This window comes from Neisseria sp. HMSC078C12, assembly GCF_001838065.1.
In the GTDB taxonomy this organism is placed as follows: domain Bacteria; phylum Pseudomonadota; class Gammaproteobacteria; order Burkholderiales; family Neisseriaceae; genus Neisseria.
Window position 1 is genome coordinate 62,385 of record NZ_KV835599.1, and the last position, 15,970, is coordinate 78,354.

The window sequence follows — 15,970 nt, forward strand, 5'->3', positions numbered from 1 at the left end:
TGCCGTCTGAAAAAGTTTCAGACGGCATTTTTTCTATTTACATATTAAATTTAATATCATATTATCATTGCATGATATCAGTCTGAATTTTTTAGAATTTTAATATGAAACCCCTAATTTACTACGCCCATTCCGCGCAAGATGAACTCGGCAATCTCTTGCCTTACGAACACTGGCAAACCTTGCAAAGTCATTCGGTAAATGTTGGGGAAATGGCGGCGGAGTTTGCCCGGGTATTTGATGCGCAGGAAATTGCCTGCCAGATGGGACAGCTTCATGACTTAGGGAAATATTCGGAACTCTTTAATCACTGATTGCATGGTGGCTCTTCAGTTGATCATGCTACTGCCGGAGTCAAAATTGCAAAAATGCTTGCTTCAGGGTGGGTTCCAAAGTATAAACTGTGGTTATCTTTCTTAGGCTAGATAACTTTATTAATGAATTAAAAGGCAAAAATAATGGAAACGAAACAAACCAATTCAACCATCAAATCGCGTGCGGCGGTGGCATTCGCTCCAAATCAACCCTTACAAATTGTGGAAATCGATGTAGAAATGCCGCGTAAAGGCGAGGTGTTAATCCGCAATACTCACACGGGCGTGTGCCATACTGATGCGTTTACGTTATCAGGAAGCGATCCTGAAGGCGTATTCCCTGTGGTGCTTGGACACGAAGGTGCGGGTGTGGTTGTTGCTGTGGGCGAAGGTGTGTCAAGCGTAAAACCAGGTGATCACGTTATTCCTCTTTATACCGCTGAATGTGGCGAATGTGAGTTTTGTCGTTCGGGTAAAACCAACTTATGCGTCTCAGTGCGTGATACGCAAGGTAAAGGCTTAATGCCGGACGGCACGACGCGTTTTTCTTATCAAGGTCAGCCGATCTATCACTATATGGGCTGTTCGACTTTCAGCGAATACTCTGTTGTTGCCGAAGTTTCATTGGCGAAAATCAACCCGGAAGCCAACCACGAACATGTATGTTTGCTCGGTTGCGGCGTGACCACAGGTATTGGTGCGGTACATAATACGGCAAAAGTGCAAGAAGGCGACTCTGTGGCCGTGTTTGGCTTGGGGGCGATTGGTTTGGCAGTGGTGCAAGGTGCGCGCCAAGCCAAAGCCGGCCGCATTATCGCCATTGATACCAATCCTGCAAAATTCGAGTTGGCAAAACAGTTTGGTGCAACGGATTGTTTAAACCCGAACGATTACGATAAACCGATCAAAGATGTGTTGTTAGACATCAACAAATGGGGCATTGACCATACCTTTGAATGTATCGGCAATGTAAATGTAATGCGTCAAGCATTAGAAAGCGCACACCGTGGCTGGGGACAATCCATTATTATCGGCGTAGCGGGTGCTGGCCAAGAAATTTCAACGCGTCCGTTCCAGTTGGTAACCGGCCGTGTTTGGAAAGGCACGGCATTTGGCGGCGTGAAAGGCCGCTCTGAACTTCCGAAAATGGTGGAAGATTCAATGAAAGGCGACATCGAGTTAGAACCGTTTGTGACCCACACAATGACACTCGATCAAATCAATGAAGCCTTTGAGTTAATGCACGAAGGTAAATCGATCCGCGCTGTTATTCATTACTAAGGTACGCGATGAAACTGATTGAACAACATCAAATTTTTGACGGTTCGCAACAAGTTTGGGCACACCATGCCCAAACGTTGCAATGCGAAATGAAATTTGCCGTCTATTTGCCAAATAATCCGGAAAATCGACCGCTTGGCGTGATTTATTGGCTTTCCGGGTTAACGTGTACGGAACAAAATTTCATTACCAAATCAGGCTTTCAGCGTTATGCAGCAGAACATCAAGTAATTGTGGTTGCCCCCGATACCAGCCCTCGCGGAGAGCAAGTGCCGAACGATGCGGCTTACGATTTAGGGCAAGGTGCGGGCTTTTATTTGAATGCGACCGAGCAGCCTTGGGCGACGAATTATCAAATGTATGATTATATTTTGAACGAGTTGTCCCGTCTGATTGAAGCAAATTTCCCTACCAACGGCAAACGTTCCATTATGGGACATTCAATGGGCGGACACGGCGCATTGGTATTGGCATTGCGAAATCGAGAACGTTATCAAAGTGTCTCTGCCTTTTCACCCATTTTGTCGCCAAGCCTCGTGCCTTGGGGAGAAAAAGCCTTTTCTGCCTATTTAGGGAAAGATCGTGAAAAATGGCAGCAATATGATGCCAGCTCGCTGATCCAACAAGGCTATAAAGTGCAAGGTATGCGCATTGATCAGGGCTTGGAAGATGAGTTTTTGCCAACACAATTGCGTACCGAAGATTTTATTGAAACCTGTCGTGCGGCAAACCAACCGGTCGATGTGCGCTTCCATAAAGGCTACGATCATAGCTATTACTTCATCGCCAGTTTTATTGGTGAGCATATTGCCTATCATGCGGCATTTTTGAAGTAAACCAAAGAAGTAAGTTGTGTTAATAAATTAAAAAGGCATCGGATTGATGCCTTTTATTTTTTATAAATGATAAAAAATAATGCGATTAAAATGAGTTAGCTCGCCCACTCTCATTTAAATATCCCCCCATTCCAGTCCAAACCGTTGCAAATACTTTCTCAATCGGTCGCTGTCATTGACTTTTGCCCTTTCTGTTCGGGAGACGTTGAACAATGCACGGCCGGCGGCGGCCATGTTGGGGTGTTTGCGGCATTCGTCGATGACGTGTTGCAGTTGCAGTTTGTCGAACAAATCCAATGCGTCCCAATCGATTTTATCGGGGTAGTCTTGTGTTTTTTCAGACGGCCTATTATGTAGGAGGCCGTCTGAAAAGGGTTCTTCCGACCATAACCATTTTAGGCGTTCGATTTCGGCTTGGACTTGTTCTACCTGTATCCTGCCTTGCGGCGCGAGTGTGGCCAGGCGCATGATACTGGCGGCGAGGTCGCGGAAGTTGCCGCGCCATGGCGCTTGGTTGGAATGGGCGAAGTCGAGATAGGCGGCCAGGGCTTCTTTGTTGAAGCGGGTGGTTCGGCCGAGTTCTTGCGAAGCTAGGGCGAGCTGGTGTTCGACGTTGGGCTCGATGTCTTCGAGGCGGTTGGCGAGTGCGGGCAGCGGATAGTTCCAAATATTGATGCGGGCGAACAGGTCTTCGCGGAAGCGTCCGGCGCGGATTTCATGACGTAGGTCGCGGTTGGTGCCGGCGATGAGTTGGAAGTCGCTTTTGACTTCGCTGTCGCTACCGACGGGATAAAAATGTTTTTCTTCAATGGCTTTGAGTAACATGGCTTGCTCATCTAAACCCAATTCGCCGATTTCGTCCAAAAACAATACGCCGCCATCGGCAGTTTTTAGATAGCCTTCACGCTTTTCTGCTGCGCCGGTAAAGGCGCCTTTTTTGTGGCCAAACAGGGCAGATGCTGCGCCGTCGCCGCGAAGGGTGGCGCAGTTTACATCGACAAATGTGCCTTTAATCAGGTGGCGCGCTTTTTTCAATTCAAAAATCCTGCGTGCCAGCATAGATTTGCCCGCGCCTGTCGGACCGGAAAGCAGAATGGGGGAAGGAGAGTTGAGCGCGACTTGTTCGATTTCGGCAATCATGCGGTTGAAGGCGGCGTTTTGGGTGGAAATGCCGCTTTTCAGGTAGCGCACTGCGTCATCGCGTACGGCGGCAAGGCGTTCAGCCAGTACGTCGTAACGGGCCAAGTCTAAATCGATGATTTCATAACTGCCGACATTGCCGTCCTCCATACTGCGTCTTTGGTTTTTGGGAGGTGCGGTTTGTAACAGAACGCCGGGGATTTGACGCGATTCCACCAATAAAAACAGGCAGATTTGGGCAACGTGTGTACCTGTCGTGATGTGGGTGAGATAGGTTTCTTCTTCCGTATCAAATGGATAGCTCGCCGCCCAATCGTGCAGTTTGGTATAAACCTCAGAGAAATCCCACGGGTTTGCCAGCTCCATAGGCACGAGATTGACGACCGTGTGCGGCGACACCTGCTGAATATCAGCTTTTACATGATCTGCCAGCTCGCGGTATTTTTCCGCATAAAACAGTTCCATGCGGTCAAGATGAAAATCCTGACGCTGATTCATGGCGACATTCGGCCGCCATTTCTGCCAACGCCCTTGACCGAAACCGCTGTCTAATACCGTACCGAGAAAGCTGACGGCGACTTGTTTTTTAGGATGGGTATTCATGTTTCAGACGGCCTTTAAATTATTTTTTTCCAAGACAAATTTGCCGTTTACTTAGCCGCAGGCGTTTGTCCAAATCATCAAATCGCATCATATATCCTCTTATATCTTATTTTCTATATAACTATCTATAAATATATTTTTTACTATTCTACGCTTCTTGCCGATAAAAGCTACTTTAAAATATATTATCTTTATATTCAATCAATTAAAAATTATTTTTATAAAAATTTTATTCTTGGCACGCTGTTGGCTATGTTGTGAATGTAACGATACAGCAGATGCTTCGGGAAATACAGTTACCGGAGAAAAATTTTCCGTAAATTTAGTTGCGGTGTGGTTACAGGGCGAATGCCGACAAGACTACATTTGGATTAACAGGTTCGAGCCCTGTCTCGTCTGATAGACGTTGAACGTCTTGTTTATTTAGTCGCCCACCCTTTTCCAATATGGCAGGCAAATGCCTAGGGAAACTACAACATGGATATCCTTATGTCGCAGGTTCGAGTCCTGTCTCTGTTATCTAAAATAGCAGAGTAGCTCAGTTGGTAGAGCCAAGGCATGTTTCCCTGAAAAACTTGTTGCGTGCCATATTATTTTTACGGCAGCAGGCGGATGCCCGGAAGAGAGTACATTAGCTTTCAGTTAAAACCGTTTCTCTTCATCTTTAGCCGCTACGCTGCCACCTATTCTAGGCCGTCTGAAATATTCAGGCGGGCCGATATAAAAACCGTTTTCGGTGCAAACGGCAAATGCCGGAGGAATTACAGCCTGCTAAGCTCGAGGTCGCGGGTTCGAGTCCCGCCTCTGCCGCCAACAATGGCAGAGTAGCTCAGTGGATAGAGCGCGTAAAAATTTCTCCACTCTTTGTTGCCCAATGTACCACCCCTTATGGGTGAATGCCATTAGGATTACATTCCTTTCTTGCTACAAACCTGAATGATCCTAATTAAACTAGTCGCCCTACGGCAGTAGGCGGATGCCCGGAAGAGAATACATTAGCTTTCAGTTAAAACCGCTTCTCTTCATCTTTAGCCGCCACACTGCCACCCATTCAAGACCGTCTGAAAAATAAAGCTAAAACAAGTTCAGACGACCTCAAACCAACAATATGAAAGAAAATGAAAATGGCTAATACTACCTTGTTTCAATCTATTAAAAACCGTTTAACTAAAACCGACACTTATAACGAAGCCGGCGGCATCGCCTACACGCTGACGCCCAAACAACAGCTAGCCCAGCTTGCCGCTACCGGATGTCTGAACAATACCTACTATGCGGATGCCCAAAGTCAGCTTGACCAAGTGTTGAAATTGGCAGAAAACCTGGATGCCGAGTTTATCGCCAAAACCGCTGTGTATTCCCGTCAAAAAGGTTTCATGAAAGATATGCCTGCGCTGTTGCTTGCCGTGTTGGCACAAAAAGACGTGAACATGCTCGCCCGCGTATTCGACCAAGTAGTGGACAACGGTAAAATGTTGCGTAACTTCGCACAAATCATTCGCAGCGGCGCAGTCGGCAGAAAATCCTTCGGCAACCGTCCGAAAAAACTGATGCAGACCTGGCTTTTGACCGCCACCGAAAAACAACTGCTTAACGCCGCCGTCGGCAATTCGCCGTCGCTGGCAGATGTGGTCAAAATGGTGCACCCAAAACCGCGTGAAGCATGGCGTGCCGCCTGGTTTGCATGGCTGATCGGTAAACCGTACGACCGCGAAGCATTGCCGCCCATTACCCGCGCTTTTGAAGACTACAAACAAAGCCGAGAAGGCGAATTGCCCAATGTTCCCTTCCAAATGCTCACCGCTTTAGACTTGAACAGCGGCGACTGGGCAGAGATTGCCCGCAACGGCTCATGGCAGCAGGTTCGTCAAAACCTGAATACTTTCCTGCGCCACGAAGTGTTTGCCAAAAGCAAAAACATCAAAATGGTGGCAGAAAAACTGCGTGACGAAACCGCCATTGCCCGCGCCCGCGTCCTGCCTTACCAATTGCTGACCGCGTATCAGGCAACATCTAATCAAATGCCGTTTGAAATCCGCGAAGCGCTGCAAGACGCGATGGAAACCGCCGTACAAAACGTACCGGCCATCCAAGGCAAAGTCGTGGTTTGCCCGGACGTCTCCGGCTCTATGCACAGCTCGGTTACCGGCCATCGCGGCAGCGCAACCAGCAAAACCCGCTGCATCGATATTGCCGCACTCGTATCCGCCGCCATGTTGCGTACCAACCCGCAAGCCCGCGTGATACCGTTTGAACAAATCACGGTAAACGTGCAGCTCAATCCGCGCGACAGCATCATGACCAACGCCGAAAAACTCGCCAATATCGGCGGCGGCGGAACGGCTTGCAGCGCACCGCTCGCCATGTTGAACCGCGAAAAAGCCGACGTGGATTTGGTCGTCATCGTGTCAGACAACGAAAGTTGGGCAGATGACAGCCAACAGTGGGGCGCAACAACCAGCCTGATGAAAGAGTGGGATATTCTGAAAAGACGTTGTCCGGAAGCCAAACTCGTTTGTCTGGATATCCAGCCCTACGTCCAGGCTCAAGCACGAAACCGTCACGATATCTTGAACATCGGCGGCTTCTCCGATCAAGTGTTCACGCTCATCGGTTCCTTTGCTGAACGAGGCATGGGTACAGATTTCTGGGTAGAAGAGATTGAGAAAACCGAGCTTGCGGCGGTAAATTAGCCAAGGGGTCGTCTGAAAATAAGGTGTCAACGTTTTTAGACGATCCGCTCTCTTAATCTAAATAATTATGGTTGCAATGCAGGATCATCATGTAAAGTTTCATAAGGAACAACTCCTTCCCAGTTAAATATTTTCACGGAATCCACCTTATCCTCAGAAAAGAAGCGATATGGCAATTTCAGTTTTTTTTCATCAATACCAAGCCATTCTGAAAAAGCATAAATAAAATCAAACCCGCTTCTTCTAACTTTTAAGTGTACTTGTTTTGTATCATCACTTGAAATTTTAATAAATGGAACATGATAAGCCTGTTTGTCTTTTGTAGAATTTAATAAACTAACATGATCAGTATTTTTATCTATATGAGCTAACCCATGATCAGATAAATACATTATTGAATAGCTACCATAGGATTTCATCTCTACTTCAAGACGTTGTAATAATTGATCGGTTTGCTTTAGTGTTTCCAAATAACACGACATTTTTTCACTTTTAAATCTTTCTGATACAGGCTGTATCAAACGTTTACAAAAATCAGGATGAGAACCATTTATATGCAATACAAATAATGAATTATGCGCATTTTTCATCTGTTTTAACTGTTCTGCCACTCCTTCCAGTAATATAAAATCACTAATACTGTTTTTACCATCTCTGGATGAATTAGGATCATAGAAATGTGAATAATCTGCCTGAATACCCACTCGGGCTGCAGCAGTATCCGCATCATCGGAAGTTGGCTGGGTGGATAGCCAATAAGTTTTAAATCCTGCTGCTTTAGCAAGCGAAATAAGATTATTAGGGTAACTTATTATGTTACCTTGAGTAAGGTGAAGCATTCTAGTCAAAGACGTTTGGGTATTTGGGGCAGGAGCTATAAATTCATCTATAACTAACCCATTGGATCTTCTTAAATAAGGAGTTGTATCAATTGGAAAACCATATAAAGACATGTAATCTGCCCTCATGCTTTCACCAATAACTAATACATAATTTTTATATTTGGGGTGGGAGCCTATAATTTCCCAAACAGGTTTATTTGAAAGAATTTGTTCCGACTGGATTCTTTCATCATAATATTGCTCTACTGCCTGAAATATCCTGAAATAAAAATTAATATTCCCAACTTCTGTATTAACTAACTTAAATGGTTGATGTCTTTTTAGTGTATTCGTCGTTGGTTTGTGTAGAGAGAATAGTAAAAAAATACTGAAAAAAACAATTACAATATATTTATGTCTTTGCAAACTATAGTTTTTATTTGTGTATCTACCTATATAAATTACACCAAATCCACTTATAAGAACTAATAGCCCTGTTGCCCATGCTTGCCATGTAATCAAATTGATAAATTCAGTAGATTCATGGAGATTGGTTTCGAACAAAGATGCGATCAAACCAATATTGATGCGGCCATATAAATAAGCAATTGGAGCAAATAAAACACATACGATTAGATTTATTAAAAACAAAATACTAAATATTTTTTTATTAAATAAGAATAGACCATACCAGAAAAAGAACATTGCAAGTGTGTAGACACTTACTAAATATCCTAATCCAAAGTTTGATACTAAAGAAAATACTATTATTGATAGCGGCAGGCTATATTTCTGAAAAAAAACCTTCATCTTAAATCCTGAACTTAGTAAATAACTAGGGCGTTATTATACTCAACCCAACATAACTTTACACATAAAAAACAAAAAACTTACAGTTTCAGATAGCTTTTCTACCAAACGTCGTCTGAAAACCCAAATAAGGAAACTAAAACCATGCAAAAATTTATCTTAATCCGCGGTCATCAAGGTTCGGGAAAATCGACTTTTGCCGAACAAAAAGCCGCCGAATTTAAAGCGCAGTATCCGGATGCTGAAGTGGTTCGTATTGAAAACGATTTGTTCATTACCGATGAATATGGTGAATATCGTTGGTCGGGCGAAGCGGTGGATAAGGCGCAAAAACGCGGTAATGCTTTGATGACTGAAACATTGAGACTTGGACGTCAAAATCCGAATCGAAATATTTTGATCATTAATTCCAATACCAACCAAAAAGCTTCACGTTGCCGTCATTTATTGGATCAGGCGGAGAAAAGCGGTTTTGAAACAGAAATTTATCGACTGCATAATTTCTATCCCAACCTGCACGGCGTAAAAGAGCATGACGTGTTGGCGGCGTATATCAAGTTGAACCAAAACCGAGTGTCAAACGAAATCCACATCGAGGCCGTGCAGCCGGCAAATGCGGAGCAGTTAGAAAAAATCGAGCAGATGCAGGCTATCGAGCATAAGCCGCTGGTATTTGATGAGGCGCAGCAAACCTTTGTGACCGATCATTATCTGCAACACGGCAGCCGCAACTTTACCGCCAAAGCGTCCAAGCGTTACCCTGAATTGCGCGTGTTGAAATACGCCCGCAGCGTGTTCTATAACAACCGATTTGATGATGCTTTGCTGGAAATGCGCGGTTTGATTATCGATACGCATAATCGAATCATCGTGCGCCCGTTTAAAAAAGTGTTCAATTATTCGGAGCGTATTGCCAAAGGCAGCCGTTATCCGCTCCGAATCAGCGACGATAGATTGGTAGATGCGGTCGTAAAAGTAAACGGCTTCCTCGGCTGCTGCACTTTCGTCTCGCTTTCAGATGACCATCCGTCTAAAGGCGCTTCTTTTGACGGCAAAGTGCTGTATTCGACCACCGGTTCGCTTGATAGCGCGTTTGCAGACATGACCGCCGCACACTGCGCGCAATACGAAACCCTGTTCCGTGCTTATCCGAATCATACTTTTTTGTTCGAAATCACAGACGCGAAAGACGTGCACATTATCCGCGAAGAATTGGGCGAAACCTTAATCGGCTGCATCGACGTGGCGACAGGCCGTCAGTTTACTGAAGCTGAATTGGACGAAATCGGCAAACAATACGGCATCCGCCGTCCCGAAATGCTGAAAAACATCACGTTCGGCGAGCTGAAAGGCCGTCTGAAAAATGTGGAACACGAAGGCTTTATGGTATTTGATGCACAAAACGGCGAAATGCTGTTCAAACTCAAATCGCCCTATTACCTGATTTCTAAGTTTTTAGGACGAAGCAACGAAGGCAATATCGGCCGTAAGCTGGACAAACGCCACGTCGATGAAGAATTTTATCCTTTAATCGACTACATCCACGAGCATCAGGAAGCATTCAACGCTATGCCGGAATTGGATAAGATCGCGTTTATCCAAGCATTTTTAAGACAGTTGTAAGGCCGTCTGAAAATATAGGGAGCAATGCGTATTTATTTTTCGCGCTCATACGCTTCGATTTCGCCGACTTTAGGCGCATAGCCGCTGCTTGTGTCATGGTGCAAATCCAACCAGATATCGACTAATGCCCAAGCGGCAGGCGCGGCGATGACGTTTTGCCCCATACATAAAACCTGCGCGTTATAGTTCTCCACCGAGCCGCGGACGGTAAGCAAATCATGTGCCGTCGCCGCCCGTATGCCGCGCACTTTATTGGCGGCGATTGCCGTGCCCACGCCTGTGCCGCAAATCAACAGCGCACGGTCGGCGCGTCCTGCCGCGACTTCTTCGGCCGCGGCAAACGAGAGTTGTGGATAGGTTCCTTCGGGCGAGGATAAATCGACCAAGCTGCTGACGCGCGGGTCGTTTTGCAGATGCGCTTTGAGCGCGTCCTTCAATATTGCGCCGTTGGCCGGCGCGGCAATAATCAAACGCATATGAACTCCTTGAAGCACATAAAAACATTACTCAGCATACGCCCGCGCGTGATACGATTCAAGCCTGCAACGCAGAAAGCACGGTATGAGCAAAATCTACTTCACATCAGACCTACATTTCTCACATAAAAACATCGCCAAATTTTGCCCGCAATTTCGACCGTTCGATAACGTGGAGCAGATGGATGAATTTTTAATTCAGACATGGAATGAAACCGTTATGTCTGAAGATACGGTATACAACTTGGGCGATTTTTCCTTTGCCCACGACCATAAGCAGATAGAGCGCGTTTTGTCGCGTTTAAACGGGCAACATCACTTGATTTATGGCAATCATGATCATGTGATTCGGCAGCATGCCGATTTTTTCCGCAGTCAAACCAAGCATGACGGTCATCCGCTGCTGTCGTCCATACGGCCGTATATGAAACTCAAATTGCCGGAAATTAAGAATACGCTGGTTCTCTTTCACTATCCGATTCAGGAATGGGACGGCTGCTATCAGGGCTGGTATCACTTGTACGGCCATTTGCATGACAGGATGGCGGAAATCAAAGGGCGTGCTTTAAACGTCGGATTTGATTTGCACGGCCGTTTTTTGACGGCAGAAGACATCGATAAGTTTTTGTGTGATTTGCCTAAAATTTCGTATTTTGGCGAAGCAGGATTGAAGGCCAACTCGCCGGAAGAAGCAGCAGAGCTAGTGTCTTGGAAACTGGCGCAGTTAAATCAGGTATAATTTCAGACGGCCTTTGCGGATTCCGGCAAAGGCCGTCTGAATATCAATTTCCCATTTTTGAGTGAGACATGGAAAACCTTTCGGCTTACTTACTACAAAAAATCAGCCTCCCCAATCAATCCGGCAAGGATAAGCCATGAGCGGCAAGCCTTTGAAGTATCCTGTTTCCGCTTTGGTCGTTTTGCATGATGAAGACGGCAATATCCTGCTGATTGAACGCACGGCGCCGCAAGGTTTTTGGCAGTCGGTTACCGGCAGCTTGGAAGAAGGCGAGCGTATCGAAGAAACCGCATGGCGCGAAGTGTGGGAGGAAACCGGTATCCGCCTTGCAGACGGACAGTTGGAAAACTGGCACGACAGCACCGTTTATGAAATCTATCATCACTGGCGCCATCGCTATCCCAAAGGCGTTTTTGAAAACCGCGAACACATCTTCTCCGCCCAAATTCCACGCGATACGCCCATCGTCCTGCAACCGGACGAACACGTTGCCTATGGTTGGTTTGGTGCGGAAGAAGCGGCGGAAAAAGTGTTTTCCCCTTCCAATAAACGCGCAATTTTAGAATTGGTCAAAAGGCTGAATGCCAAAAAGGCCGTCTGAATACGACAGTTTCACATTTTCAGACGGCCTTGGGTTTGCTATACTTTCGCCGTTTGACTCTCTTTAAAATCAAAGGAAACCATCATGGCAGACTTCAACAAAATCCTGACCCCGGGCGACGTGGACGGCGGCATCATCAACGTTGTCAACGAAATCCCAGCAGGCAGCAACCACAAAATCGAATGGAACCGCAAACTGGCCGCCTTCCAACTCGACCGCGTTGAACCGGCAATTTTCGCCAAACCGACCAACTACGGCTTCATTCCGCAAACTTTGGACGAAGACGGCGACGAATTGGACGTATTGCTGGTTACCGAACAGCCTTTGGCAACCGGTATTTTCCTGGAAGCACGCGTTATCGGCGTGATGAAATTCGTTGACGACGGCGAAGTGGACGACAAAATCGTCTGCGTTCCGGCCGACGACCGCAACAACGGTAACGCCTACAAAACTTTGGCCGATTTGCCGCAACAACTGATCAAACAAATCGAGTTCCACTTCAACCACTACAAAGACCTGAAAAAAGCAGGTACCACTAAAGTTGAATCTTGGGGCGATGTAGAAGAAGCGAAACAAGTTATCAAAGAATCTATCGAACGTTGGAACAAACAAGCCTAATCGTTTTGTTCCACTCAATATCAAGGCCGTCTGAAAGCAAAGTTCAGACGGCCTTTTTATGTTTTCAACCAATATAACAAAATCGTCTTTAAAACAAACAAACCATTCTTTCCCATTTTCAGACGGCCTCATTAAAGTAACGCCTATACCAAAAATAAGGAGTACTTCAATGACTGCTACCACGACCGACCCGCGCGCCAAGCTGCCTGATACACCGCTTTCCGGCAACGAAGCCTTGAAAGAACGCAGCGATTATCTGCACGGCACCATTAAAGAAGAGTTGAAAGACGACTTTACCGGCGGCTTTACCGCCGACAACTTTCAACTTATCCGCTTCCACGGCATGTACGAACAGGACAACCGCGATATCCGTGCCGAGCGTACCGAACAAAAGCTTGAGCCTTTAAAAAACATGATGTTGCGTTGCCGTTTGCCCGGCGGCATCATTACGCCGAAGCAGTGGCTGGGTATCGACAAATTTGCCGGTGAAAATACGATTTACGGCTCTATCCGCCTGACCAACCGCCAAACCTTCCAATACCACGGCATTCTGAAAACCGATTTAAAACAGGCACATCAGGCATTGCACAAACTGGGTTTGGATTCCATTGCCACAGCCAGCGATGTCAACCGTAATGTGTTGTGCACCAGCAATCCTGTACAAAGCACTTTGCACCAAGAAGCCTATGAATGGGCGGCGCGCATCAGTATGCACCTCCTGCCGCGCACCATGGCATATGCCGATGTATGGTTGGACGGCGAAAAAGTGTTTACAACCGAGCCGACCGAGCCGCGCAATAAAGAAATTGCCGACGATGTAGAGCCGATTTTGGGTAAAACCTATCTGCCGCGCAAATTCAAAACCGCCGTTGTGATTCCGCCGGATAACGATGTGGACATTCATTCCAACGACTTGGGTTTTGTGGCGATTGCAGAAAACGGCAAGTTGGTGGGTTTCAATGTATTGGTCGGCGGCGGTTTATCCAGCGAACACGGCAATACCAAAACTTATCCCAATATTTCCTATGAATTCGGTTTTGTTCCGCTGGAATACACCCTCAATGCCGCCGAAGCCGTCGTCAGCACCCAGCGCGACTGGGGTAACCGTAGCGACCGCAAAGCAGCGCGTACACGCTATACGCTGCAACGCGTCGGCGTGGATGTGTTCAAAGAAGAAGTCGAAAGACGCATGGGCATTAAGTTTGAACCCATCCGCCCTTACGAATTCACCCACCGCGGCGACCATATCGGCTGGGTACAAGGACATGAAGGCAACTGGCATTTGACTTTGTTTATTGAAAACGGCCGCCTGCTCGATTATCCCGGCAGACCTTTGAAAACCGGCGTACGTGAAATTGCCAAAATCCATCCCGGCGACTTCCGTCTGACGGCCAACCAAAATCTGGTGGTTGCCAATGTACCGCCCGAATTGAAAGACATGATTGATAAAATCGCTAAAGATCATGGCCTTATCAGTAAATCGATTACCATCCAGCGTGAAAACTCCATGGCCTGCGTTGCCTTGCCGACTTGCCCGCTGGCAATGGCGGAGGCCGAACGCTTCTTGCCGACATTCTCCGATAAAATCGATGAAATGTTCGCCAAATACGGCTTGGAAGACGAATACATCGTTTTGCGCGTAACCGGTTGCCCCAACGGTTGCGGCCGCGCCATGCTGGCGGAAATCGGTTTGGTCGGCAAAGCTGTCGGCCGCTACAACCTTTACGCAGGCGGCAACCGCGAAGGCACCCGCATCCCGCGCCTGTTTAAAGAAAATATTACCGAACCTGAAATCCTTGAAATTGTCGAAGGCTGGGTGGCCGATTGGGCGCAAAACCGACTCGATGATGAAGGCTTCGGCGATTTTGCCGTCCGCACCGGTATCGTCAAACCCGTATTGGACGCACCGCGAGACTTCTGGGCATAACGCATACAGACAGACCCACAAGTCTGCAATAAGAAAATAGAGAAGGACTAAAGGCCGTCTGAAAAATCAGGAAAACTGGTTTTCAGACGGCCTTTTATATCAGGGATGTTTATATGAAAGATAGGATATAAACCGAATCAGCGGCGGCGGCCAAAGCCTCGGCCCATGCTGGGGCGGCGGTAGTTGGAAGGCTGATGCGTAGTTTCGCGGTATCGTTGTTGTTGCTGGGCGTTTTGCTGCTGGGCACGCAGGGTACGTGTATTCAGCTGTTGGCTGGTGCGTCCGTTTGGACGTGCGCTTTGATAATAGTTGGCACGGGCTTGACGGGCAATCGGGCTGTTTTGATTGCGCGCCTGTGTGAATTTATTGGCCAATGCGTTGCCGATAAATGCACCGGCTGCAGTACCCACCAAGCTTTGCAGCAGCCAGCTGCCGGTGGATTGGTCGTAGATGTATTGTTGGCCGTCTGTACCGGTTACCGGTTGGCCGTTGTTGCCGTTGGCTTGTGCCTCGGCAGGAATAGTGTCTTTCACGGCTTCGGGCGTGAGCTGGTAAACCGTATTGTCTTCTTGTTGGCCGTTTTGTTGTGCCAACTGTTGTTGCAATGCTTCGATTTGTTTTTGTTGCTGCTCAAGTTGCGCTTGGGTATTGTCTTTGCAGGCAGCAAGGGCGAAAGTGGAAAGGGCGGCTAAGGCAATCAGTTTTTTCATTGTTTTTCCTGAGAGAAGTTTGTCTTTGCCGAGATTTCGGCGGAGTGTGTTTGCCTAATATTAAACCATTTCCCTGTTTTTCAAGTAGTTTTACAAAATAATATTGGAAAGTTGCGCGGCAAATGCACGGCTGTTGGCGGCCAGATTGCCCAGAGCAGGCATTTCGTGTTCGGTTTCGATAATCAGCAGGTTGGCAGGGCGGCGGGTGTGCAGGGACATTTGCATTTCAGCGGGAGAGAAGGGCATATGATGGCGTTTGGCAAAGGCTTCGGCGCGTTTGTTGGCGGTTTTGAGCATGGGCAGCAGGGTAATGTCCAAATGGAAACGGCGTACGCCCAAAACCAAAATACGCGCCGCGAAGAAATCCGCTTCATCAGTAAAAACATTCGGGCTGCTTTGATTGAAGTCGTGACGCTCTGCGGCAATCAAAGTCGCGATGGTGCGCACTTGCGGAATTAAGGCTTCACTGATGAGGTTGTCGGGCGTATCAGGCAAAGTGAGCGTGTTGGGCATGCTGTGGTGGCTGTTGCTGTCAACGACCATGCGGCAGGTGTGTAACATTTGAGTTTGGCTGTGGATTTTAGTTGAAGCGGTCATGGCTGTATTCCTTATTTCTTAAAAATGGGTGGATTTAAGCGGCCATGGTGGGTATAAAAAAAGCCGCTCAAATGAGGCGGCTCTGATTTGCGTATTTTCAATTTGGTCTGTTTCAGACAAGCGCAAAAAAGTACCGCACGTTTGTGTGGTACCAATAGAAGAAAGTAGCGGAGCATTGCGC

The 15,970-nt window shown here is 47.0% G+C and carries 13 protein-coding genes and 1 pseudogene; 9 read left to right on the forward strand and 5 right to left on the reverse strand.

The genetic code is table 11. From position 1 onward, the window contains the following. Nucleotides 1-104 precede the first annotated feature (104 nt). The 3 genes and pseudogenes from HMPREF2596_RS10950 to fghA form a co-directional block, all read left to right on the forward strand. Nucleotides 105-311: pseudogene (locus HMPREF2596_RS10950) on the forward strand (hypothetical protein); the annotation flags it as partial. Between the two features lie 174 nt (nt 312-485). Then, complete coding sequence (locus tag HMPREF2596_RS03845) at nt 486-1,595, forward strand: S-(hydroxymethyl)glutathione dehydrogenase/class III alcohol dehydrogenase (RefSeq protein WP_196794543.1); 1,110 nt, start codon at nt 486-488, stop codon at nt 1,593-1,595. Nucleotides 1,596-1,603: 8 nt separating this feature from the next. Beyond that, entirely contained in the window at nt 1,604-2,431 is an 828-nt protein-coding gene (gene fghA / locus HMPREF2596_RS03850) for an S-formylglutathione hydrolase (protein WP_070849741.1), read from the forward strand. Between the two features lie 114 nt (nt 2,432-2,545). Here the strand turns inward: fghA and rtcR are convergent, their stop codons facing one another. Beyond that, nucleotides 2,546-4,174 (reverse strand): RNA repair transcriptional activator RtcR, encoded by a 1,629-nt coding sequence (gene rtcR, locus HMPREF2596_RS03855; protein ID WP_070849742.1) that lies wholly within the window; start codon nt 4,172-4,174, stop codon nt 2,546-2,548. 1,118 nt (nt 4,175-5,292) lie between these two features. On the opposite strand from rtcR, the gene HMPREF2596_RS03860 reads away from it, so the two are divergent. Beyond that, nucleotides 5,293-6,867 carry a vWA domain-containing protein gene (locus HMPREF2596_RS03860; protein ID WP_070849745.1) on the forward strand — a complete coding sequence of 525 codons (1,575 nt, stop codon included), beginning with the start codon at nt 5,293-5,295 and terminating at the stop codon, nt 6,865-6,867. Between the two features lie 65 nt (nt 6,868-6,932). Here HMPREF2596_RS03860 and HMPREF2596_RS03865 read toward each other — a convergent pair whose 3' ends face one another. Continuing rightward, nucleotides 6,933-8,498 (reverse strand): phosphoethanolamine transferase, encoded by a 1,566-nt coding sequence (locus HMPREF2596_RS03865; RefSeq protein ID WP_070849746.1) that lies wholly within the window; start codon nt 8,496-8,498, stop codon nt 6,933-6,935. Nucleotides 8,499-8,642: 144 nt separating this feature from the next. Between HMPREF2596_RS03865 and HMPREF2596_RS03870 the strand changes: the two genes are divergently transcribed. Continuing rightward, nucleotides 8,643-10,121, forward strand: a complete 1,479-nt coding sequence (locus HMPREF2596_RS03870) for an RNA ligase (protein ID WP_070849748.1) — start codon at nt 8,643-8,645, stop codon at nt 10,119-10,121. Between the two features lie 32 nt (nt 10,122-10,153). On the opposite strand, the gene HMPREF2596_RS03875 is transcribed toward HMPREF2596_RS03870, so the two are convergent. After that, a complete protein-coding gene (locus HMPREF2596_RS03875) occupies nt 10,154-10,597 on the reverse strand; it encodes an RpiB/LacA/LacB family sugar-phosphate isomerase (protein WP_070849750.1) in 444 nt (147 codons plus the stop codon). A gap of 85 nt (nt 10,598-10,682) precedes the next feature. Here HMPREF2596_RS03875 and HMPREF2596_RS03880 point away from each other — a divergent pair, with 85 nt between their 5' ends. The 4 genes from HMPREF2596_RS03880 (at nt 10,683) to cysI (ending at nt 14,482) form a co-directional block, all read left to right on the forward strand. Then, a complete protein-coding gene (locus tag HMPREF2596_RS03880; protein ID WP_070849752.1) occupies nt 10,683-11,336 on the forward strand; it encodes a metallophosphoesterase in 654 nt (217 codons plus the stop codon). A gap of 136 nt (nt 11,337-11,472) precedes the next feature. Continuing rightward, on the forward strand, nt 11,473-11,937 hold the full coding sequence (gene nudB / locus HMPREF2596_RS03885) for a dihydroneopterin triphosphate diphosphatase (protein WP_070849754.1): 465 nt from the start codon (nt 11,473-11,475) through the stop codon (nt 11,935-11,937). An 84-nt stretch (nt 11,938-12,021) separates the two neighbouring features. Continuing rightward, nucleotides 12,022-12,555, forward strand: coding sequence for an inorganic diphosphatase (locus HMPREF2596_RS03890; RefSeq protein ID WP_003678634.1), 534 nt, complete (start codon nt 12,022-12,024; stop codon nt 12,553-12,555). A gap of 169 nt (nt 12,556-12,724) precedes the next feature. Beyond that, complete coding sequence (gene cysI, locus HMPREF2596_RS03895; protein ID WP_070849756.1) at nt 12,725-14,482, forward strand: assimilatory sulfite reductase (NADPH) hemoprotein subunit; 1,758 nt, start codon at nt 12,725-12,727, stop codon at nt 14,480-14,482. Between the two features lie 137 nt (nt 14,483-14,619). Here cysI and HMPREF2596_RS03900 read toward each other — a convergent pair whose 3' ends face one another. Together HMPREF2596_RS03900 and HMPREF2596_RS03905 are read right to left on the reverse strand one after the other, a co-directional pair. Next, a complete protein-coding gene (locus HMPREF2596_RS03900; RefSeq protein WP_070849758.1) occupies nt 14,620-15,192 on the reverse strand; it encodes a hypothetical protein in 573 nt (190 codons plus the stop codon). Between the two features lie 90 nt (nt 15,193-15,282). Then, the gene (locus tag HMPREF2596_RS03905) at nt 15,283-15,789 is read right to left on the reverse strand and encodes a hypothetical protein (RefSeq protein ID WP_070849760.1); all 507 of its coding nucleotides are present in this window, start codon (nt 15,787-15,789) and stop codon (nt 15,283-15,285) included. Nucleotides 15,790-15,970 lie beyond the last annotated feature (181 nt).